This window comes from Stenotrophomonas sp. FBCC-B152, assembly GCF_059134105.1.
Map to the genome: position 1 here is coordinate 2,396,397 of NZ_CP101442.1, position 21,563 is coordinate 2,417,959.

Here is a 21,563-nt window from a genome sequence, read left to right on the forward strand (position 1 = left end):
GTGTCTGATCCCCGCCCCGCCTCCCGTCCCCTGCCGCCCATCGCCATCGTCATCGGCGTGCTGTTCTTCTTCGGGCTGCTCGGGTTGATGGTGTACGGGGTGATGAAATCCGGCGCGCCCAACCGCGACATCCTGCCCTCGGCGCTGATCGGCAAGCCGGCCCCGGCGTTCGAGCTGCCGGTGCTGCACGATCCGGACATCAAGGTCAGCAGCAACCAGCTGCGCGGCGCGCCCTATGTGCTCAACGTGTGGGGCAGCTGGTGCGCGGCCTGCCGCGAAGAACACCCGATCCTGACCCGGTTTGCCGAAACCAAGCGCGTGCGCGTGATCGGCTACAACTGGAAGGATGAACCGGCCGATGCGCTGCGCTGGCTGGAACAGCTGGGCAACCCGTTCGTGCTGGTGCTCACCGACATCGAAGGCCGCACCGCCATCGACTGGGGCGTGACCGCCGCGCCGGAAACCTTCCTGGTCGACGCCAGTGGCGTGGTGCGCTGGAAGTACAGCGGCGCACTCACCCAGCGCGTGATCGATACCCAACTGCTGCCCGAGCTGGAGAAGCTGGAGCGTGCCAATGCCGCGCCATAAGCTGCGGCGCCTGCTGCACGCCGGGCTGCTGGCGATGGCCCTGCTGCTGCCGCTGCTGGCCGTTGCCCAGGCCGTGTCCGACCCGACCCCGCTGCAGTACCGCGACGCGGCCGAGGAAGCGCGCTTCCATGCGCTGGCCGCCGAGCTGCGCTGCGTGCAGTGCCAGAACCAGTCACTGGCCGATTCCAACGCGCAGATCGCGCACGACCTGCGCCGCGAAGTGCTCACGCTGATGCAGCAGGGCAACAGCGATGCGCAGATCAAGCAGTTCCTGGTGGACCGCTACGGCGAGTTCGTGCTGTACCGCCCGGTGATGGATACCCGCAACAGCCTGCTCTGGTTCGGCCCGCTGGTACTGGTGCTGGCCGGTGCCGGCGTGCTGGCCTGGGTGGTGCGCCGGCGCAGCCGCCAGGTGCAGCCGATGGGCGACAGCGAGGAACGCTGGTGAGCGCGTGGATGCAGGCGGTTGCCGGGCTGGCCGCCGCCGTGGCGGCCATGGTGGTGCTGTGGCCGCTGCGCCGCAGTGGCCGTCGCGGTCCGTTCCTGGCAGCGGTGATCGCCATGGGCGTGGCGGGCGTGGCGTTGTACATGCTGGTGGGCACGCCGCAGGCGGCCGATGTCGCGCGCGAAGAAGGTCCCGCATCGTTGCAGCAGGGTGTGCGCGAGCTGGAGCAGGCACTGCAGCGCGAGCCGCAGCGCGCCGATGGCTGGGCGCTGCTCGGCCGTTCGGAGCTGGCGCTGGGCAATACCGAAAAGGCTGACCAGGCCTTCGCCCGCGCCGTGGCACTGGCCCCGGATGAAGTACCCCTGCTGGTGGAAGCGGCGCAGGCGCGCGCCCAGACCGACCCGGCCAAGCGCTTCGACGACGTTGCCCTGCAGTGGCTGCGTCACGCCCAGCAGCTGGAACCGGCCAGCGAGCGCGCCGGCTGGCTGATCGGCATCGCCCAGCGCCAGCGCGGGCAGGATGCCGAGGCCGCGGCCACCTGGGAGGCGCTGCTGCCGCGATTGGAACCGGCAGCGGCCACGGCGTTGCGCGAGCAGATTGCGATTGCACGTGAGAAGGCGGGCATGCCGGCGGCTACGCCTGAGGCCGCTGCGCCTTCGGTGGGCTTGGATATCGAAGTCACGCTGGATCCGGCGGGCAAGACCTTGGCCGCGGGCACGCAGGTATTCGTGATCGCACGGATGCCCGGTGGGCCGCCGATGCCGGTGGCCGTGGAAAAGCATCCGGCGACAGCATTGCCGTTGCGCATCCGTCTGGATGATGCCGACAGCCCGATGCCGACGGCGACGCTGTCGTCGCTGAAGGAAGTGGAGGTGTTCGCGCGGCTGTCGGCCTCGGGCACCGCCAGCCGGCAGGAAGGCGATGTGGATTCCAAGCCGGTGCGGGTGACCTTGCCGCACAAAGGCACGATCAAGCTGGTCCTGTAGAGACACGCCACGCGTGTCCCACGGAGCCCCTGCCACCCCGGACACCGCGCAGACACGCATGGCGTGTCCCGACGAGGCGCGATGCATTCCCGCCCGGCCGCGCGACACACCATGCCGCCCGTCACCACGGCGCGGCCGCCCGGCCCGGTTAAACTGGCCCCATGACCGAATTCATCCCGCCCGGCACGCGCTACCACGCCCTGCCCTCGCCCTTCGCGTTCAAGCGCGGCGGCCAGCTGCACGGCGCGCACGTGGCCTATGAAACCTGGGGCACGCTCAACGCCGATGCCAGCAATGCCGTCCTGATCGTCACCGGCCTGTCGCCCGATGCGCATGCGGCCGCCAATGACGGCAACCCCGCTGCCGGCTGGTGGGAAGGCATGCTTGGCGCCGGCAAGGCGATCGATACCGACCGCTGGTTCGTGGTCTGCGTGAACTCGCTGGGCAGCTGCAAGGGCTCCACTGGCCCGGCCACCGTGGACCCGGCCACGGGGGAGCTGTACCGGCTCGCCTTCCCGGAACTGTCCATCGAAGACGGCGCCCGCGCCGCCGTGGAATTGGTGCACGCATTGGGCATCACCGAGCTGGCCTGCGTGATCGGCAATTCGATGGGCGGCATGACCGCGCTGGCGGTGCTGCTGCTGCACCCGGGTATCGCGCGCAGCCACATCAATATTTCCGGCAGTGCGCAGGCGTTGCCCTTCTCCATTGCCATCCGCTCGTTGCAGCGTGAAGCGATCCGGCTGGACCCGCAGTGGAACGGCGGCCGCTACAGCGACGAACACTATCCCGAATCAGGCATGCGCATGGCGCGCAAGCTGGGCGTCATCACCTACCGCTCGGCGCTGGAATGGGATGGCCGCTTCGGCCGCGTGCGGCTGGATTCGGACCAGGCCGATGATGACCCGTTCGGCCTGGAGTTCCAGGTGGAAAGCTACCTGGAAGGCCACGCACGCCGCTTCGTGCGCTTCTTCGACCCGAACTGCTACCTCTACCTGAGCCGCTCCATGGACTGGTTCGACCTGGCCGAATACGCCGACGGCGATGTGATGGCCGGGCTGGCGAAGATCCAGGTGGAAAAGGCGTTGGCCATTGGCGCCAACACTGACATCCTGTTCCCGGTGCAGCAACAGCAGCAGATTGCCGACGGCCTGCGCGCCGGCGGTGCCGATGCGCAGTTCATCGGGCTGGAATCGCCGCAGGGCCATGACGCGTTCCTGGTCGACTTCGAGCGGTTCGGGCCGGCGGTGCGCACGTTCCTGGACGCGCTCTGAGCCATGCGCCAGCAAGGCAGGCTGAGCGAGTGGAATGACGCCCGCGGCTTTGGCTTCGTTCAGCCCAACGGCGGCGGTGACCGTTGCTTCGTGCATATCCGTGCGTTCTCGGCACGCGACCGACGACCTGCATTGGGTGATGTGATCACCTATGACGTGCAGCGCGATGCGCAGGGCCGGTTCAATGCCACCCACGTCCGCTTCGCCCTGCAGCGTGATGGGCTCCGGGCGGGCACGGCCAGCAAAAGCAACGGCGGCCGCGACAGGATGCCGCGACGCGCCATCGCCCTGCTGTTCCTGGCGGGTCTGGTGGCAGCTACGGCGCTCGGGCACTGCCCGCCCTGGATTGCCGCGCTTTACCTGGGGTTGAGCGCTCTCACGTTCCTGGTCTACTGGCACGACAAGAGCGCGGCGCAACGCGATCGGCAACGCACGCCGGAAAAGGTGTTGCAGCTGCTGGCCCTGTCTGGCGGATGGCCGGGCGCGCTGTTGGCGCAGGCAACCCTGCGGCACAAGAACCGCAAGGTATCGTTCCAGGTCACGTTCTGGGGGGCGGTGGCGGTCAATCTCGCCGCGTTGGCGTGGCTTGCCAGCGGCGGACTGCGCGTCGCCGGATGACGCAGCAGGGCCGGCCAACGGCCGGCCCTACCGGTAGGTGCGCACCGTTGGTGCGCACATGGGTCGGCGACGGACGATTCCGTCAGGGGCACGGGATCGGCGGCCGGGGCTCCCGTTATTTTCCGGTTACCGCCTCGTTCAACGTTGCAATCGCCTGGTCGGCGGTGAACGTGTTCGGCTTCTGGATCTTCGGGAATTCCTTGAAGGTCTCGTTGAACTTCGTCAACAGCGCGATGGCCCCGTACACGATGTAGACGTGGTTGATGTACCAGTCCCAGTACGTGTTCGAGGTGACATCGGCGAACTCGTAGGGATCGGTGCGCAGGTTGTAGATCTTGGGGATGCGCATGGGCGTGAACGGTTCGCCCCAGACCGCCATCGTGCCTTTGCAGCGCTGTTCGATGAAGGTCACCTTCCAGTTGTCGTAGCGCAGGCCCAGCGTGTCGCCGTCGTCGGAGATGTAAACGAACAGCTTGCGCGGCGAGTGTTCGGCCTTGCCGGTCAGGTACGGCCACAGGCTTACGCCGTCGATGTGGTTCTTGTAGGTGCGCCCGATCGCCTTGACCCCCTTCTTGAGGTCGTCCACCACGGTCTTGTTGCCGGCCACTTCCAGGAAGGTGGGCAGCCAGTCGTGGTGCTGCACGATCTCGGTGGAGATCGTGCCCGGCTTGATCTTGCCGGGGAAGCGCGCCACCAGTGGAATGCGGAACGCGCCCTCCCAGTTGGTGTCCTTCTCGCTGCGGAACGGGGTCATGCCGCCGTCCGGCCACGAGTTGCGGTGCGGGCCGTTGTCGGTGGAGTACACCACCAGGGTGTCATCGGTGATGCCCAGCTCATCCAGGTAATCCAGCAGCGAGCCCACGTTCTTGTCGTGGTCGATCATCGTGTCGTGGTACGGCGACTGCCAGCGCCCGGCCTGGCCCAGGCTTTCGGGCTTGGTGTGGGTGATCAGGTGCATGTGGGTGAAGTTCACCCAGGCAAAGAATGGGGTGTCGTCGTCGGTGGCCTGCTTGATGAAGCCCTTCGCGCGTTCGGCGAAGTCGTCGTCGCAGGTGACCATGCGCTCGCGGTTGAGCGGGCCGGTATCTTCGATCTTCTGCTTGCCCACCCTGCCCCAACGCGGCTGCTCGGTGGCGTCGTCCTTTTCGGCAGCGAAGCTGTGGATCACCCCGCGCGGCTTGATGGTTTCGATGAAGGCGCCGAACTCTTCTTCCGGGAAGTAGTCGTACATCTCCGGCTCTTCTTCCGCATTGAGGTGGTACAGGTTGCCGTAGAACTCGTCGAAGCCATGGTTGGTGGGCAGCATGTGGTTGAGGTCGCCCAGGTGGTTCTTGCCGAACTGACCGGTGGTGTAACCCTCGTTCTTCAGCAACGCGGCGATGGTGACGATCTTCTCGCTCATACCCACCGGGGCACCGGGGATGCCTACCTTGGAAAGGCCGGTGCGCAGCACGCTCTGGCCGGTGATGAACGAGGAGCGCCCGGCGGTGCAGGATTGTTCGCCGTAGGAATCGGTGAACATGATGCCTTCACGCGCGATGCGGTCGATGTTCGGGGTCTGGTAGCCCATCAGCCCGTGCGAGTAGCAGCTCAGGTTGGAGATGCCGATGTCATCGCCCCAGATGACCAGGATATTGGGCTTTTTCTTCTTGGTGGCGGTGGCCATCGGGTTCTCCAGGAGCATTGCGGCGGGTCCTTGGATGATCCCTGCGCCGTAGTAGGGCGGCCACGGTGTTTCTACTTAAGCTGGCTAAGTAATTGCTGCCCTACCGCCACGCGCTGCCGACCTGCACGTAGACGGTGTCGTCTTCAGGGCCGAACGCGTAATCCAGGCCCACGTACAGCCCAAGCTGGCGCGCGACCAGGTAGCGTCCGCCCACGCCCTTGGCCACCTGGCTGGTGGCGCCGGAGAAGCTGCTGTGCACGCCCCAGGTGCATCCCGCACCGAGGAAACCGATGGCGGCCCAGCGTGGTGTGAGGTTCCAGCGTAGTTCGGTTTCAATCGTGGCGGCGCGGGTGTCCTGGTAGCGGGCCGAACCAATGCCGCGCAGGTCGATGTAAGGCAGCCGGTAGAACGGCACGTCGCCGCCCACCCAGCGCACATCGCCGCGCAATCCCAGCACCAGGCGCTTGTCGGCCAGCGGCAGGTAGCCGAAGGCGTGCGCGCGGTAGCTCTGGAAATCGTTGTCGCTGCCGATCGCATCGTCGTAGACGTTGCCTTCCAGCATGCCCAGCCAGCCGCTGTTGGGTGTGAACGAGTTGTCGCGCTGGTCGTACTGCAGCGACAGGCCAAGGCCGGAGGTCTTCCGGTTCAGCTCATGCGGCTTGAAGTATTGCCGGTCCGAATCCACGTCGAAGCCGATGTCCAGGTCCATGTAGATCCACTGCAACCCCAGGAACAGCGACTGGTCACCCAGCCGCCGGGCGATCTTCTGGAACGCCATGTAGCCGTCTGAGCTGTAGCCGATACCCACTTCCGGCAGCACGTTGCCCGGCGTGTAGAAGTCCAGGTTGAACGAGGCCTTGGCCACGCCGCCGGTGTAACGCCAGAGGTCGTCCTTGAAGTGCAGCACCGCGCCGGCGCCGTAGGCGGTGCTGCCGTTCTCGGTCTTCATGCCGGCCACGCCGTAGATGTTCGGCGGAATCATCTGCTTGCGCCCATCGGTGGCGGTACGCTCCAGCGCGGCGCCTTCCGGGCGGTGGAAGAACGCCAGCGCCACACCGCCGCCATAGCCCACCGCCGGGTCGCTGATCACCACCGGCACCGGCAGGAAGCCCTTGCGGTCCAGCAGCCAGCGTGACATGTCGAAATGGCCGTCCTGCGGATCCTTGAAGATGCTGGCCTTGGGTGCGGCCGATTGCTGCGCCGGGTCGGCAGCTTCCGTTTCCTGCGCCTGGGCAGCCGCGTACGAAGCGACATGCAGGAGCGCCACCACCGCATACCCTTTCGTCCATCCAGCCATGCCGTGCTCCAGGTAGCCCAAAGGCGCTCCCAGACACACTGCCAGACCGGTACGCATTCAAGCCACGGCCGTTCTACCGAACAGGGACCAGTACAACTACTGAAGCGCGAGGCGGATGCGGCGTTTCGGATGCGACATTTCGGCCGCGCGTCCGGTGTTCATGATTGCCGCAGCGTGCCCTCGTGCAACCGGTAGCTGCGGTGCACGATGCCTTCGGGCAACGCATCGTGCGTGATCATCACCAGGCTGCGTCCGCCCAGTGCGGCCACCATGTCATGCAGCAGCGCATGCGCGGTATCCACGTCCAGGCCTTCGGTCGGCTCGTCCAGCAGCAGGATCGGTGAACCGCGCAGCAGCGCCCGCGCCAGCGCCAAACGGCGGGCCTGCCCGGCCGACATGGTCGCGCCGTTCTCGCCCACCCAGGCCTGCAACCCGCCCAGGCGTTCGGCCCACGCCTGCAGGCGCACATCGGCCAGCACCTGCCACAACCGTTCATCGCTGGCCTGCGCATCGCCCAGCCGCAGGTTGTCGGCGATGCTGCCGGCGAACACCGGCGCATGCTGCGGCAACCAGGCGATCTGGCGATGCCAGTCGGCCTGCGCGACCTCGCGGATGTCCTGCCCGGCATACACCACGCGGCCACCATCGGGGTCCCACAGGCGCAGCAACAACGACGACAAGGTGGTCTTGCCACTGCCACTGTCGCCACGGATCGCGATGCGCTCGCCCGGCGCCAGCGTCAGCTGCACGCCCACCAGCAGCGCCCTGCCCTGTCCCGGCCAGCAGAAGTCCACCTGCTCCAGCTGCAGCGTGCCCGGCTGCACCGGCAGCGCGACCGGCAGATCGGCATCCACCACGCCCGGCGCCTGGTCCACGATGCTTTCCAGCCGTGCCGCCGCCACGCGCCCGGACAGCCACGACTGCCAGGCCAGGCCGATCCCGGCCCACAGCTCGATCAACGCCACGGTCAGGAACACCAGCGCCGCCGCCATCGCCGCATCGATCGCGCCGCGCTGGAACCCGTTCAGCGCCACCCACAGCATGGCCACCAACCCGACCGACGCACACAGACCGTGCAGCGCATTGCCGCCCACCAGCCGCCAGCGGCGCCGCCGGTCGCGCGAGCGCAGCTGCTTGGCCGCCACCAGCACCCGCAGGTTCCAGTGTTCGCGTGCCTGCAGTGCGGTCAGGTCGGCAGCGCCTTCCAGCCCTTCAAACGCCTGCGTGCGCAGCTGCGCGCGGTGCAGCGCGCGGTCGCGTTCCTGGCCGCCGGCGCCGCGCACGGTCAGCCACGGCACGCCCACGCCGATCACCAGCGCGAGCGCCGCCAGCAGCAGCGCGGCCGGCGGATGGATCAGCGCGGCAGAACCCACGGCGACCAGCGACACGCCGCCCAGCGCCAGCAACGGACCGATGGCGCGCACCAGCAGGCCATCCACTTCGCCGATGTCCGACATCAGCCGCGCCAGCAGTTCGCCGGTACGGATACCCGCCAGTTTTGCCGGTGCCAGCGGCAGCGCGCGGCGGAAGAACCACACGCGCAGGTCGCGGGCGATGCGCAGGGTCACATCGTGGCCGACCAGCTTTTCGAAATAGCGCGACACGATCCGCGCCATGGTCAGGCCACGGATGCCGGCCGAGGGCGAGAAGAAGTTGAAGCCACTGCCCAGCCCGGCCGCACCGGCCAGCGCGGCCGCAGTGAGGAAGCCACCGGAGAGGCCCAGTAATGCGGTGCCGGCCAGCATGGTGGTCCACAGCAGCAGCACCGTGAGCAGCAGGCGGCCACGATGCCGGGCGAACACCTGCTTCAGCGAATCGTCGCGAACCCGGTTCATGCCGGTTCCTCCATCGCCTGCGCGCGGCCTTGTGCGGTCAGGGTGAGGCGCGTGTCGGCCCAGCGCATCGCGGTTTCACTATGGGTGGCGATGACCACCGCACGGTCGCGCGCGAAGGCCGCCAAGGTCTGCAGCAAGGCCGCTTCGGTGTCGGGATCCAGGAACGCCGTGGGCTCATCCAGCAACAGCAGTTGCGGATCGCGCAGCAGCAACCGCGCCAACCCGATCCGGCGCGCTTCGCCACCCGACAACCCGAACCCACGCTCGCCAATCACCGTATCCAGCCCCTCGGGCAGGTGCGCGGCAAAGCGCATCACCTGCGCGGCTTCGGCCACGGCAAGCAGGCGCGCATCGCTCACGCCGGGGTCGGCCAGGCGCAGGTTGTCGGCAATGCTGCCGTGGAACAGGTACGGGCGCTGGCCGGCATAGCCCACTTCCAGGCCCGGGCGCAGCACGATGCTGCCCGACTGCGGCGGCAGCCACCCGGCCAGTGCTTCCAGCAGCGTGCTCTTGCCGCTGCCGCTGGGGCCGACCAGCGCGAGCCGCTGGCCCGCTTCAATCTGGAAGGAGAGCTGCTGCACCACATCGTGCGACGCGCCCAGCGGGCGCAGCACCAGGTCACGCACCACCACCGGCGGCGCATGCTGCTCCAGCAGCTCGGGTGCGCGCACCGGCGCAGCGGCGGCTTCGGCGGGATCCACTTGCGCGGGCAACTCACCGAGCAGCCGCTCCACTTCAGCGGCCGCCGCCAGCGCGTTGGCGCGGTCGTGGTAATGCGCGGCCAGCCGCCGCAGCGGCGCATAGAACTCCGGCGCCAGCAGCAGGCAGAACATGCCCGCGCCCAGCGTGGGTACCGCCGCATGCAGCGACATCAACCCCAGGTAGCTCAGGCCCAGGTACAGCGCGACCATGGCCACGCTCACCGAGGCGAAGAATTCCAGCACGGTGGACGACAGGAAGGCGATGCGCAGCACCTTCATCGTGCGCTCGCGCACGCCTTCGGCGGCGGCGGCCACGCCGTCCAGCTCGGCCTCGCCGCGCCCGTACAGGCGCAGCAGGCCCAGCCCCTTGATGCGGTCGGCGAAATGACCGCTCATCCGCGCCAGTTCGCCCAGCTGCGCGCGCCCGGCCGCTTCGGCGCCCCAGCCCACCAGCATCATGAAGAACGGCACCAGCGGCGCGGTGAACAGCAGGATCAGCGCCACCACCCAATCCACCCAGGCCACGGCCAGCAGGATCAGCAGTGGCACCACCACCACTTCGATCCGCACCGGCTGGTAACCGGCGTAGTAGCTCTCCACCGAATCGGCGTGGGCCAGCATCAGCTCGCCCAGCTCACCGCTGCGCTGCTGGCGCAACCACAGCGGCCCCAGCCCCATCAGCCTGCGGTACACCCGCTCGCGCAGGGTCAGCCGGGCCGCGTCGGCCACGTCGCCGGCGGCGGCCTGGGTGGCGCTGCCCAGCAGGGCGCGCAGCGCCAGGACCAGCAGCAGCCCCAGCAGCACCGGGGTGGTGTCGGCCAGCGGGCGGTGGACAACCAGCACTTCCTGGATCAGCCAGGCAATGGCCGCAGCCTGTCCGATCAGCAGCGCGCCGGACGTACAGATACACAATGCGGCCAGGCGCTGGCGGCTGCGGGCACTGCCGGCCAGCCCGTTGAGCCACTGCAGGCGCTGGCGGCGAAGGTCACTGGACTCGATGGCGGGCGCGTCGGGGGGTATGCTCAAAGCGGGTCACTGGCGGCCACAGGGAGGTGCCGACCATTGTAATGGGCGCCGGCTACCCTTCCCCGTGCGGCAGTCGGTCGCAGCACGGACTGCCTACGATCCGCGCATCTGCCTGTTCATACATTGATCTCAATCAAGGCTGTTTGAAGTTGCTGGTCACAGAATTCATCCCGTAGACCCCTTCCCGCCACCTGATACGGCAAAACCCCCAACGAGGTAGCCAGGCCATGATCGATTCGACAGTCGTAGAACTGTCGCGGCTGCAGTTCGCTTTGACCGCGATGTACCACTTCTTGTTTGTCCCCCTAACGCTTGGCCTCTCGTTCCTGGTGGCCATCATGGAAAGCGTGTACGTCATGACCCGTAAACCGGTCTGGCGCCAGATGACCCTGTTCTGGGGCACGCTGTTCGGCATCAACTTCGCCATCGGCGTGGCCACCGGCCTGGTGATGGAATTCCAGTTCGGCATGAACTGGTCCTACTACAGCCACTACGTGGGCGACATCTTCGGGGCGCCGCTGGCCATTGAAGGGCTGATGGCGTTCTTCCTGGAAGCCACCCTGATCGGCCTGTTCTTCTTCGGCTGGAAGCGGCTGAGCCCGGTCAAGCACCTTGCGGTGACCTGGTTCATGGCGCTGGGCACCAACCTGTCGGCGGTGTGGATCCTGATCGCCAACGGCTGGATGCAGAACCCCACCGGGGCGGTGTTCAACCCGGAGACGATGCGCATGGAGGTGGTGGATTTCGCCGCCGTGCTGTTCAACCCGGTGGCCCAGGCCAAGTTCGTGCATACGGTCAGTGCGGGCTACGTGACCGGCGCGATCTTCGTGATGGGCATCAGCGCGTTCTACCTGCTGCGCGACAAGCACAAGGACATGGCACGCCGTTCGTTCGCGGTGGCGGCGGCCTTCGGCCTGCTGTCGTCGTTGTCGGTGGTGGTGCTGGGTGACGAGAGCGGTTATGCCGCCAGCGAGCACCAGAAGATGAAGCTGGCCGCGATCGAGGCGATGTGGGAAACCGAGCGTGCCCCGGCGGACTTCACCGCCTTCGGCATTCCCAACCAGCAGACCCAGCAGAACGATTTCGCCATCAAGATTCCGTACCTGATGGGCCTGATCGCCACGCGCTCGTTCAACCAGCCCATTCCAGGCATCCTGGAACTGGTGGAACGCGCCGAGCACCGCATCAAGGGCGGACAGCTGGCCTACGGTGCGCTGGAACGCGTGCGCAAGGACAAGAACGATGTCGAGGCGCGCGAGATGTTCGACCGCCATTGGCAGGATCTGGGCCATGGCCTGCTGCTCAAGCGCTACCGCGATGACATCCTCAACGCCACCCCGGAGGAAATCTCCAAGGCGGCGATGGATACCGTGCCGCGCGTTGCGCCGCTGTTCTGGACCTTCCGCATCATGGCCGGGCTGGGCTTCTACCTGATCGCGTTCTTCGCGCTGGCCTTCTACTTCTCGTGCCGCAACACCTTCCACGAAAAGCGCTGGTTCCTGCGGCTGGCGGTGTGGTCGATGCCGGCGCCGTGGATCGCGATCGAATGCGGCTGGTTCGTGGCCGAGTATGGCCGCCAGCCGTGGGCGGTGGATGGCGTGCTGCCCACCTTCTATGCCGCATCGGGCCTGGCACTGCATGAAATCCTGACCACGCTGGCGGTGTTCACCGCGCTGTACACGGTGCTGCTGATCATCGAGGTGAAGCTGATGCTCAAGGCGATCCGTACCGGCCCGGCCGACATCCTTCCTTCGCTGCAGCCTTCGCGCACGCCGCTTCCCCACAATGCCGCCGCACCGGCTCCCGGTCAGGCATAAGGCAGGAGAACCCAGATGGATATTCTTGGACTTGATTACACCACGCTGCGCGTGATCTGGTGGCTGCTGCTGGGCATCCTGCTGGTCGGCTGGGCGGTGATGGACGGCTTCGACCTGGGCGTGGGCACCCTGCTCCCGTTCGTGGCGAAAACCGATGAAGAACGCCGGCTGGTGATCAACACCGTGGGCCCGGTGTGGGAAGGCAACCAGGTATGGCTGGTGCTGGGCGGCGGCGCGATCTTCGCCGCATGGCCGCCGCTGTATGCGGTGAGCTTCTCCGGCTTCTACCTTGCGATCTTCGCCATGCTGTTCGGCCTGATCCTGCGCCCGGTTGGCTTCAAGTACCGCAGCAAGATGCCGAGCAAGCGCTGGCGCGACACGTGGGACTGGGTGCTGTTCGTGGGTGGGCTGCTGCCGGCGCTGATTGCCAGCGTGGCGGTGGGCAACGTGCTGCTGGGCGTGCCGTACCACTTCGATGACAGCATGCGCATCTTCTACACCGGTTCGTTCTTCGGCCTGCTCACCCCGTTCGCGCTGCTGGCCGGGCTGGTGGGCGTGGCGATGATGGTGTCGCACGGCGCGGCCATGCTGGTGTTGAAGACCGACGGCCCGGTGGCCGAGCGTTCGGCGCGTTACGGCAGCATTGCCGCACTGGCCAGCTTCGTGCTGTTCGCCGCGGGTGGTGCGTGGGTGGCCTTCGGCCTGCCGGGCTATGAGATCACCTCGCAGGTGGTGACCGACGGCCCGACCAACCCGCTGTTGAAGACCGCTGCGGTGGGCACGGCGGCCGGTGGCTGGCTGCGCAACTACAGCAGCATGCCGCTGACCCTGGTGTTCCCGCTGCTGGGCCTGGCCGGTGCACTGGCCAGCGCGGTACTGCTGCGGGCCCGCCGTGGCATGGCCGCCTTCCTGGCCTCGGGCGCTTCGATTGCCGGCATCATCCTCACCGTGGGCTTTGCGATCTTCCCGTTCCTGCTGCCCTCCTCCAGCCAGCCCAGCGGCAGCCTGACCGTGTGGGACGCCTCGTCCAGCCAGCTCACGCTGTTCATCATGCTGGTGGCCACCGTGATCTTCCTGCCGATCATCATTGCCTACACCAGCTGGGTCTACCGGGTGATGAAGGGCAAGACCACGGCCGAAGACATGGCCGACAACCCGAACGCTTACTGATACCCCTGAAACGGTAGGTACCGACCGTTGGTCGGTACACATATTGGGAGAACGACAATGTGGTATTTCGCCTGGATCCTCGGCACCGGCCTGGCCTCGGCCGCCGCCATCCTCAACGGCATGTGGTTTGAAGCGCGAGAGGCGGCCGCAGCCGAGCGCGACGCACGGTAAAAAAAGGTTGCCGATAAGGTCTTCACGCCGTATCCTTGTCGGCTCCTTCGGGGTGTAGCTCAGTCTGGTAGAGCGCTACGTTCGGGACGTAGAGGTCGCAGGTTCGAATCCTGTCTCCCCGACCACTTCGGTGGTCGCATTGAAGCCTGGAAACATGATTTCCAGGCTTTTTTGTCAAGGTCGTGGCAACACGGCATCCGAAGGTGAACAACACGGCCCCCCTTGCCGCCGAAGGGAGGGATCGATACAATAGGCGGCTCCTTACGGGGTGTAGCTCAGTCTGGTAGAGCGCTACGTTCGGGACGTAGAGGTCGCAGGTTCGAATCCTGTCTCCCCGACCATACAAGTGGTCACATTGAAGCCTGGAAGACATATGTCCTCCGGGCTTTTTTGTATTTTCCCTGCACCCCCACACGTGCCGCGCCACCTGCAAGAGATTCCTGCCATGACCCCTGCCGACCCCCATTCCACGTCCCTGCTGCGCGGACGCGTGCTGGCGTTTTCCGCCATCCTGCTGGCCGCGCTGAACCTGCGTACGGCGGTGACCTCGGTCACCCCGCTGCTGGACCAGCTGGGCCAGACCTTCGGCTTCGGCACCACCATGACCGGCGTGCTGGGCATGCTGCCCACGGCCTCGTTCGCGTTGTTCGGGGTGACCACGCCGATGGTGGCCCGCCGCATCGGGCTGGAACGCACCGCCCTGCTGGCGATGGCGCTGGCGGCGGTGGGGCTGCTGCTGCGCTCGATGGCCGGCGGCGTGGGCAGCCTGCTGTTCGGCTCGGTCGTGGCACTGGCCGGCATGGGCATCGGCAACGTGGTGGTGCCGCCGCTGGTGAAGCGCTACTTCGCCAACCGGGTGGGCACGGTGAGCACGCTTTATATAACGGTGCTGCAGCTGGGCACGATGGTGCCGGCGCTGCTGGCCGTGCCGCTGGCCGAACAGGCCGGCTGGCGCGTATCGCTGGGCATCTGGGCGATCTTCGCGGTAGCCGCCGCCCTGCCCTGGATCGCGCTGGCGCGCCGCCGCCCGCACCCGGACCCGCTGGACACCGCCGCCGACCCGGCCGCGCAGCCGCACGGCAAGGTGTGGCGCACCCCGCTGGCCTGGGGCATGGCGTTGATGTTCGGCATGACCTCGCTGATGACCTATTCGATGTTCACCTGGCTGCCGCGCATCGTGGTGGAAGCCGGGGCCACGCCGCGCTTCGGCGGGATCATGGTGGCGATCTTCGCCGCGCTGGGCCTGCTGCCCTCGTTGACGATGCCGGCCCTGGCGGTGCGCCTGCGCAACCCGTTCCCGCTGGTGGTTGTCGGTTTCAGCGCGTTCTTGGTTGCCTTTGCCGGGCTGCTGTTCGCACCGATGAAGGCGCCGTGGCTGTGGGCGGTGCTGCTGGGCATCGGGCCTTCGACCTTCCCGTTGGCGTTGACGCTGATCAACCTGCGCACGCGCACCCCGGCCGGTTCGGCGGCGTTGTCGGGCTTCATGCAGGGCGTGGGCTATGCCTTCAGCTGCCTGGGCCCGTTCCTGTTCGGCTGGCTGCACGCGATCAGCGGCGCCTGGTACCTGCCGTTCGGCTTCCTGCTGGTGTGCGCGCTGGTGCTGCTGTGTGCGTCGTGGGTGGCGTGCAAGCCGCAGAAGCTGGAAGACGTGTGGTAATCCACCACGATCATTCGCACTGACCGCCGGTAGAGCCACGCCCTGCGTGGCTTCGCGGTGCCCGGCGAAGAGCAGCCACGCAGGGCGTGGCTCTACGTCCGGGAATGCCACCCGCATCACACACTGTGCGCATCTTGTGACGTAGCGTGTCAGCAACTGACCCGCGCTGCGAAACGGGCAGTTGGGTTGGTCCCGGCGCGTCATTCGTTGCCGGGGCCGATGAACGGTTTCAGGGTGTCCAGACCCCCGGAACAACGCCGTGGCGGCGGCCGGATGGTCTTTAAAATCAATAGGTTGAAGTATTGATCGCGTCTGTTTCCACAGCTGCGGAGATCATCTTGCGCCTTAACAATTTGTCAACAAACGCCGTTTCGGGCACGATTGGCATGTGATGTGCGTCACATTTACCGCACAAACAGATTCTTTTGAAGGGATGCTCCCGGGGGTTCCATGTACAACCATCGGCCGCTGGCGCTCTGCGTCGGCCTGGCATGCGCCACGCTTTGCTTGACGGTTCCAGCTGCATCTGCGGCGACGTCGCGGGCGGACCATCTGGCGGAAATCAGCACCTACCGTGACCAGGCGCGTTGGCTGGACGCGCTTGCCGCGATCGAACGCGCCCAGGTGGACGTGCCCAACGATGACCTGCTCTACCGCCTGCAGGTACTGACGCTGTCGGACATCGGCAACGCGCACCTGGCGTGGCAGCGCTACCAGGCGCGCCCGGAGCTGTTCGACGAGGCGCAGAAGCAGCGTTTTGAAGCCAATTACCTGGCCAAGCGCGTGGGCTGGAGCCTGGCCTATGGCGCCAGCGAAGACACCCGCCTGGACGAAGCCGAAGACGCGCTGGCGCAGATGGATGCCTATCTGCAGCGCGATGGCCTCACCGCACAGACCGCACCGCTGCGGATCCGCTTCGACCGGCTGATCCTGCTCAACCGGCTGGGCCGCCACGAACAGGTGCGCACCGAATACCGCGCCCTGCTTGCCGAAGGCCACGAAGTCCCTAACTACCTGATGGCCCCGGTCGGCGATTCGCTGATGGCCAGCCAGCACCCGGAAGAAGCCATTCCCGTTCTGGAAGCGGCACTCAAGGCCGACCCGGGCCGCTCCGAAGTGCATTCGGAACTGGCCTACGCGCACCTGGAAAGCGAGCGCGCCGGCGCCGCCATCGACGTGCTCACCCAGTGGCAGAAGCAGGAGCCGGCCTGGCGCTGGGCCAATGGTGCACGCGCGCCGTACGCCAACTGGCCGCGCTACGAAGCCGACCTCAACCTGGCCATGATCCGCGCCTACAGCGGCGACCTGCCCACCGCGCAGCGCGAGCTGGAGAAGATGGTTGAACTGGCCCCGGCCAACGGCGGCACCCAGTCTTCGCTGGGCAACATCTACATGATGCGTGGCTGGCCGCGGCGTGCGCTGGAACGCTATGGCATGGCCAACACGCTGGACCCACGCGACGTCTCGGCGCGCCTGGGCCAGTACGACGCTTACGTGGAACTGCAGCGCGACGACCTGGCGCGGCCGATCCACGATTCGCTGCTGGAACGCTACCCCAACCAGCCTTCCGTGCAGCGCATGGACCGCAGCTGGAAGGCGCACCGTGGCTGGCAGCTGCATGCCTATGCCGAAGGCGGCAAGAGTGAGGGCGGCGGTGGCACCTCGCCGCTGGGCAACGACGATGGTCGTTACGGGCTGGAACTGCAGTCGCCGGTGATCGACGACCGCTGGCGTCTGGTGACCTTCGCCGACCGCCGCAGCGTGGATTTCCAGGACCAGACCATCCGGCCGTTGTGGGTGGGGCTGGGCACGCGCTACCGCTTCGGCCGCGCCGACGCGGAAGTGTTCGTCAACCGCGCCAACGATGATGTGGGCGAGACCGGCCTGAGCGCCGGTTTCGGCTGGCAGTTCAGCGATACCTGGCACGCCGGCGTCACCGCGGCACGCAACGCCGCCGATGCCTCGCTGCAGGCGCGCATTTCGGGCATCACCGCCGACAGCGTGGCGCTGGCGGTGGATTACCGCCGCAACGAGCTCACCCACTGGAGCGCCGGTGCCAGCCAGTTCCGCTATGACGATGGCAACCGCCGCGACACGCTCAGCACCAGCATCGAACAGCGCCTGCTGACCCGCCCCACGCTGCTGCTGGATGGCTTGGGCAGCCTGTACGCCAGCCGTGGCAGCCGCGATGACGTGCCCTACTTCAACCCGTCCGAAGACCGTTCGGCGGAGATCGGCCTGCGCGTGGACCAGCAGTTGTGGCGCCACTACGAGCGGCACTTCCGCCACCGCCTGACGGTGTCGCTGGGCAACTACTGGCAGCAGGGCTTCGGCAGTGCGCTGGTGCCGTCGGCCGAGTACCGCCACGAGTGGCAGCTGGCCGATGGCCGGATCTTCGAATACGGCATCAGCTGGTCGCGGCCGGTCTACGACGGCAACCGCGAACGACATATCGGCCTTGATGCCGGCCTGCGCTGGGGACAATGAGATGCGACACATGGACTTGAAGCGCTTCACTTCCTGGCTGCTGCTGGCCCTGCTGGCGGTCTGCACCCACGTGCAGGCCGCGCCGCCGGTGCTGGATTCGGCCGACAACGGGCTGCTGGTGCTCAGTTACCACGACATCCGCGATGACGTGGCGATCAAGGGCGACCCGGATGCATACGCGGTCAGTACGCAGAACTTCGCCGCGCACCTGGACTGGTTGTCCGCGCACGGCTACCACCCGGTATCGCTGTCGCAGCTGATCACCGCCTCGCAGGGCGGCGCGCCGCTGCCGCCCAAGCCGGTGCTGCTGACCTTCGATGACGGCCTGCGCAGCGTGTACACCAAGGTGTTCCCGCTGCTGCGCGCGTACAACTACCCGGCGCTGGTGGCGGTGATCACCGATTACGTGGACATGCCGGCCGACCGCAAGATCGATTATGGCTACCGCCCGTTCACCCACGACGACTTCCTGACCTGGGAACAGCTGCGCGAAATGAACCGCAGCGGCCTGGTCGAACTGGCCAGCCACACCGACAACCTGCACCACGGCGTGCAGTCCAACCCGCAGGGCAATTCGACCCCGGCGGTGATCACCCGCACCTACGACCCGGCCACGCACCAGTACGAAACCGCCGCGCAGTACGAAGCGCGGATCCGCGCCGACCTGGGCCTGAGCGTGAAGCGCATCCAGGACAACGTGGGCGTGAGCCCGAAGGCGATCGTATGGCCGTACGCGGCCTACAACGCGCTGAGCAACACGATCGCCGAAGACCTGGGCATGCCGGTGTCGTTCGACCTGGAAGGCCGCAGCACCCCGGTGACCCGCGACCTGCACGGCCTGGCGCGGTTGCTGGTGACCGGCAACCCGGCAGTGACCCAGCTGGCCTACGAACTGCGCCGCGACGTCGAGCGCGATGGCGTGCGCGCCCTGCAGATCGACCTGGACGCGGTGTACGACAGCAACCCGGCGCAGCAGGCGAAGAACCTGGATGCACTGATCGACCGGGTCAAGAAGATCGGCCCGACCCATGTGTTCCTGCAGGCCTTCGCCGACCCGGACGGCAATGGTTCGGCCGATGCGCTGTACTTCCCCAACCGGCACCTGCCGATGCGCGCGGACCTGTTCAACCGCGTCGCCTGGCAGCTCAAGACCCGCGCCGGGGTGAAGGTGTACGCGTGGCTGCCGGTGCTGGGCTATGAGCTGAAGGACCCGGCCATCCGCAAGGCGCTGGCGATCGAGAGCCCGGAAAGCGATGGCATCTTCCGGCTCGATTTCACCAACCCGAAGGTGCGTCACATCATCGACGACATCTACGAAGACCTGGCCATCAACTCGTACTTCGAGGGCCTGCTGTTCCACGACGATGCCTACCTGCGCGATACCGAACTGGCCAACCTGCCGCAGGAAGGCGACGACGGCGCGCGGACCCAGGCACTGATCGATTTCACCCTGGAACTGCGCAACGCCGCGCAGCGCTGGCGGCCGAAGCTGGCCACGGTGCGCAACCTGTACGCGCAGCCGGTGCTGCAGCCGCAGAGCGCCAGCTGGTTCGCCCAGCGCCTGGACCTGTTCAACAAGGCCTACGACCACACCGCGCTGATGGCGATGCCGTGGATGGAAGGCAGCCGCAACCCGCAGAAGTGGCTGGACCGGCTGGTGCAGGCCGTGCGCGAGCACGACCCGCAGCTGTCGCAGACGATGTTCGAGCTGCAGACGGTGGACTGGCGCACGCAGACGCCGATTTCCGGCACCGTGCTGCGCGCCCAGATCCGTCGCCTGCAGGCGCAGGGCGTGCGCCATTTCGCCTGGTACCCGGACGACTTCATTGCCGGGAAGCCGTCCACCTACGATGCGCGCGCGGCGATGTCGGCACGCACCTTCCCTTACGAGGAAAAGTGAGGCCGCCATGCATCCGTTCCTCTACCTGCTGTTCCAGTTCGCCTTCTTCTACCCGATGGTGATGGCGTTTTTCTGGATGTCCGGCGGCCTGTATTACTTCTTCCGCCGTGAACGCAAATCGCGCCTGCGCGACGACCCGCCGCCGATGGAGCACTACCCGTTCGCGTCGATCCTGATCCCGTGCCACAACGAAGCGGACAACCTGGCCGATACGCTGGGCGCGGCACTGGCGCAGAAGTACCCGGATTTCGAAGTGATCGCCATCAACGATGGCAGCCGCGACGATACCGGGGCCCGGCTGGATGCAATGGCGGCCCTGCACCCGCGGCTGCGCGTGGTGCACCTTGACCGCAACCTGGGCAAGGCCAATGCGCTGCGCATGGGCGCGCTGGCGGCGCGTTCGGAGTACCTGGTGTGCATCGATGGCGATGCGATGCTGGAAGAGCACGCCACCCACTGGATGGTGTGGCACCTCACCTCCGGCCCGCGCGTGGGCGCGGTGACCGGCAACCCGCGCATCCGCAACCGCTCCACCCTGCTGGGCCGGCTGCAGGTGGCCGAGTTCTCGTCGATCATCGGCATGATCAAGCGTGCGCAGCGCGTGTACGGGCGCATCTTCACCATTTCCGGGGTGATTGCCGGCTTCCGCCGCACCGCACTGCACCGCATTGGCTACTGGGCCGATGACATGATCACCGAAGACATCGACATCAGCTGGCGCCTGCAGATCGATCATTGGGATATCCGTTACGAGCCCAACGCGCTGTGCTTCATCCTGATGCCCGAAACGCTCAGGGGGCTGTGGCGGCAGCGCCTGCGCTGGGCCCAGGGCGGCGTGGAAGTGCTGCTGCGGCACGGTCGTTCGCTGTTCGACTGGCGCAAGCGGCGCATGTGGGGGGTGTTGCTGGAGTATGTGTTCAGCGTGCTGTGGGCCTACACGATGCTGGCCATCATCGTGCTGTGGGTGCTGGGCAAGTTCATCCCGTTGCCGCAGGACCTGTACATCGCCTCGCTGCTGCCGCAGTGGCATGGCGTGATCCTGGCGCTGGTGTGCCTGCTGCAGTTCGCCAGCAGCCTGATCATCGATCGTCGTTATGAAACGCATATTGGCCGTAACTACTTCTGGGTGATCTGGTACCCGATGGCGTACTGGCTCATCAGCCTGTTCACGACCCTGGTGGCCCTGCCCAAGACGCTGCTCAAGCGTCGCGGCAAGCGGGCGATCTGGGTCAGTCCTGACCGGGGTATACGATGAACGCCGCCAAGCAGACCCGCCGTTACGATTCGCGCCTCATCCGGAAATCGCGCCAGCAGCCACGGCTGCAGCGCACCGCATGGGGGTTTGTGACCATCGCCTTCTGGGCGTTTTACTTCTACCTGTGGGCGCCGCTGATCACCGCCATTTCCTGGCTGCTGGGTGGCCGGCTGGCATTCGTGCAGCTGTACGAATACAAGCAGTCGGTGGACCCGTTCATCGTGATCGCGCTGCCGGTGATGCTGGTGTGCTGTTCGGTGCTGCTGATCGCCTGGGCCGAATACAACCGCATGCGCTTTGCCGGCAAGGACCGCCGCAACCCGCGCCAGGACGTGACGCTGGAAGAGATCGCCCACAACCTGGGCGCCAGCCCGGCGCTGGCCGCGCAGCTGGCCAACGGCAAGGCGGTCACCCTGCACATGGACGACCACGCACGACCGGTAGGCCTGACCGAGCAGAGCCTCACCGCCCGGTGATCCGGCCGCGGCCGACGGTGTCGAGGACACGCATGGCGTGTCCCTACGCGGCAACGGCCGACAACCGTAGCGACACGCCATGCGTGTCCCTCGCAGACCGGCCCCGGTCGGTGTGTAGAAGTCTTCACATCACTGACCCGGCCCAGGCGTAGGCTCCCGCCTCGGAGACATCCCGCACTTAATCGTGAGGGGAT

General features: G+C 66.8%; 17 protein-coding genes and 2 tRNA genes. 15 read left to right on the forward strand and 4 right to left on the reverse strand.

Features of this window, described 5'->3' with window-relative positions; all coding sequences use genetic code 11:
- The 5 genes from NMB40_RS11155 to NMB40_RS11175 all read left to right on the forward strand — a co-directional run bounded on the left by NMB40_RS11155 (nucleotide 1) and on the right by NMB40_RS11175 (nucleotide 3,911).
- Nucleotides 1-588: a DsbE family thiol:disulfide interchange protein gene (locus tag NMB40_RS11155; protein ID WP_494358425.1), complete on the forward strand. Its 588-nt coding sequence runs from the start codon at nucleotides 1-3 to the stop codon at nucleotides 586-588.
- 10 nt (nucleotides 589-598) lie between these two features.
- Nucleotides 599-1,036 carry a cytochrome c-type biogenesis protein gene (locus NMB40_RS11160; protein ID WP_448144001.1) on the forward strand — a complete coding sequence of 146 codons (438 nt, stop codon included), beginning with the start codon at nucleotides 599-601 and terminating at the stop codon, nucleotides 1,034-1,036.
- On the forward strand, nucleotides 1,030-2,019 hold the full coding sequence (locus NMB40_RS11165; RefSeq protein WP_494361069.1) for a tetratricopeptide repeat protein: 990 nt from the start codon (nucleotides 1,030-1,032) through the stop codon (nucleotides 2,017-2,019). Before NMB40_RS11160 ends, NMB40_RS11165 begins: the two co-directional genes overlap by 7 nt.
- Before the next feature lie 161 nt (nucleotides 2,020-2,180).
- Nucleotides 2,181-3,293 (forward strand): homoserine O-acetyltransferase MetX, encoded by a 1,113-nt coding sequence (metX, locus tag NMB40_RS11170; RefSeq protein WP_494358426.1) that lies wholly within the window; start codon nucleotides 2,181-2,183, stop codon nucleotides 3,291-3,293.
- Nucleotides 3,294-3,296: 3 nt separating this feature from the next.
- The gene (locus tag NMB40_RS11175; protein WP_494358427.1) at nucleotides 3,297-3,911 is read left to right on the forward strand and encodes a DUF1294 domain-containing protein; all 615 of its coding nucleotides are present in this window, start codon (nucleotides 3,297-3,299) and stop codon (nucleotides 3,909-3,911) included.
- Nucleotides 3,912-4,026: 115 nt separating this feature from the next.
- Here NMB40_RS11175 and NMB40_RS11180 read toward each other — a convergent pair whose 3' ends face one another.
- The 4 genes from NMB40_RS11180 to cydD all read right to left on the reverse strand — a co-directional run bounded on the left by NMB40_RS11180 (nucleotide 4,027) and on the right by cydD (nucleotide 10,436).
- Nucleotides 4,027-5,595, reverse strand: coding sequence for an arylsulfatase (locus tag NMB40_RS11180; protein WP_494358428.1), 1,569 nt, complete (start codon nucleotides 5,593-5,595; stop codon nucleotides 4,027-4,029).
- 82 nt (nucleotides 5,596-5,677) lie between these two features.
- Nucleotides 5,678-6,874, reverse strand: a complete 1,197-nt coding sequence (locus tag NMB40_RS11185; protein ID WP_494358429.1) for a BamA/TamA family outer membrane protein — start codon at nucleotides 6,872-6,874, stop codon at nucleotides 5,678-5,680.
- A 158-nt stretch (nucleotides 6,875-7,032) separates the two neighbouring features.
- Nucleotides 7,033-8,709: a thiol reductant ABC exporter subunit CydC gene (gene cydC / locus NMB40_RS11190; RefSeq protein WP_494358430.1), complete on the reverse strand. Its 1,677-nt coding sequence runs from the start codon at nucleotides 8,707-8,709 to the stop codon at nucleotides 7,033-7,035.
- The gene (gene cydD / locus NMB40_RS11195) at nucleotides 8,706-10,436 is read right to left on the reverse strand and encodes a thiol reductant ABC exporter subunit CydD (RefSeq protein WP_494358431.1); all 1,731 of its coding nucleotides are present in this window, start codon (nucleotides 10,434-10,436) and stop codon (nucleotides 8,706-8,708) included. The genes cydC and cydD overlap by 4 nt, the downstream gene beginning before the upstream one ends.
- Nucleotides 10,437-10,663: 227 nt before the next feature.
- On the opposite strand from cydD, the gene NMB40_RS11200 reads away from it, so the two are divergent.
- The 10 genes from NMB40_RS11200 to pgaD all read left to right on the forward strand — a co-directional run bounded on the left by NMB40_RS11200 (nucleotide 10,664) and on the right by pgaD (nucleotide 21,369).
- Nucleotides 10,664-12,253 carry a cytochrome ubiquinol oxidase subunit I gene (locus NMB40_RS11200; RefSeq protein WP_494358432.1) on the forward strand — a complete coding sequence of 530 codons (1,590 nt, stop codon included), beginning with the start codon at nucleotides 10,664-10,666 and terminating at the stop codon, nucleotides 12,251-12,253.
- 15 nt (nucleotides 12,254-12,268) lie between these two features.
- Nucleotides 12,269-13,423 carry a cytochrome d ubiquinol oxidase subunit II gene (cydB, locus tag NMB40_RS11205; protein WP_282246400.1) on the forward strand — a complete coding sequence of 385 codons (1,155 nt, stop codon included), beginning with the start codon at nucleotides 12,269-12,271 and terminating at the stop codon, nucleotides 13,421-13,423.
- Nucleotides 13,424-13,480: 57 nt separating this feature from the next.
- Nucleotides 13,481-13,594, forward strand: coding sequence for a cytochrome bd-I oxidase subunit CydX (gene cydX, locus NMB40_RS11210; RefSeq protein WP_494358433.1), 114 nt, complete (start codon nucleotides 13,481-13,483; stop codon nucleotides 13,592-13,594).
- A gap of 48 nt (nucleotides 13,595-13,642) precedes the next feature.
- A tRNA-Pro gene (locus NMB40_RS11215) sits at nucleotides 13,643-13,719 on the forward strand.
- Between the two features lie 139 nt (nucleotides 13,720-13,858).
- Nucleotides 13,859-13,935: transfer RNA gene (locus NMB40_RS11220), tRNA-Pro, on the forward strand.
- Nucleotides 13,936-14,039: 104 nt separating this feature from the next.
- The gene (locus NMB40_RS11225) at nucleotides 14,040-15,251 is read left to right on the forward strand and encodes a CynX/NimT family MFS transporter (protein ID WP_448143115.1); all 1,212 of its coding nucleotides are present in this window, start codon (nucleotides 14,040-14,042) and stop codon (nucleotides 15,249-15,251) included.
- A 450-nt stretch (nucleotides 15,252-15,701) separates the two neighbouring features.
- Nucleotides 15,702-17,738, forward strand: a complete 2,037-nt coding sequence (gene pgaA / locus NMB40_RS11230) for a poly-beta-1,6 N-acetyl-D-glucosamine export porin PgaA (RefSeq protein ID WP_494358434.1) — start codon at nucleotides 15,702-15,704, stop codon at nucleotides 17,736-17,738.
- A 10-nt stretch (nucleotides 17,739-17,748) separates the two neighbouring features.
- The gene (gene pgaB / locus NMB40_RS11235) at nucleotides 17,749-19,638 is read left to right on the forward strand and encodes a poly-beta-1,6-N-acetyl-D-glucosamine N-deacetylase PgaB (protein WP_494358435.1); all 1,890 of its coding nucleotides are present in this window, start codon (nucleotides 17,749-17,751) and stop codon (nucleotides 19,636-19,638) included.
- A gap of 7 nt (nucleotides 19,639-19,645) precedes the next feature.
- Nucleotides 19,646-20,893: a poly-beta-1,6-N-acetyl-D-glucosamine synthase gene (pgaC, locus tag NMB40_RS11240; protein WP_494358436.1), complete on the forward strand. Its 1,248-nt coding sequence runs from the start codon at nucleotides 19,646-19,648 to the stop codon at nucleotides 20,891-20,893.
- Nucleotides 20,890-21,369, forward strand: coding sequence for a poly-beta-1,6-N-acetyl-D-glucosamine biosynthesis protein PgaD (gene pgaD / locus NMB40_RS11245; RefSeq protein WP_494358437.1), 480 nt, complete (start codon nucleotides 20,890-20,892; stop codon nucleotides 21,367-21,369). The genes pgaC and pgaD overlap by 4 nt, the downstream gene beginning before the upstream one ends.
- Nucleotides 21,370-21,563: the final 194 nt, after the last annotated feature.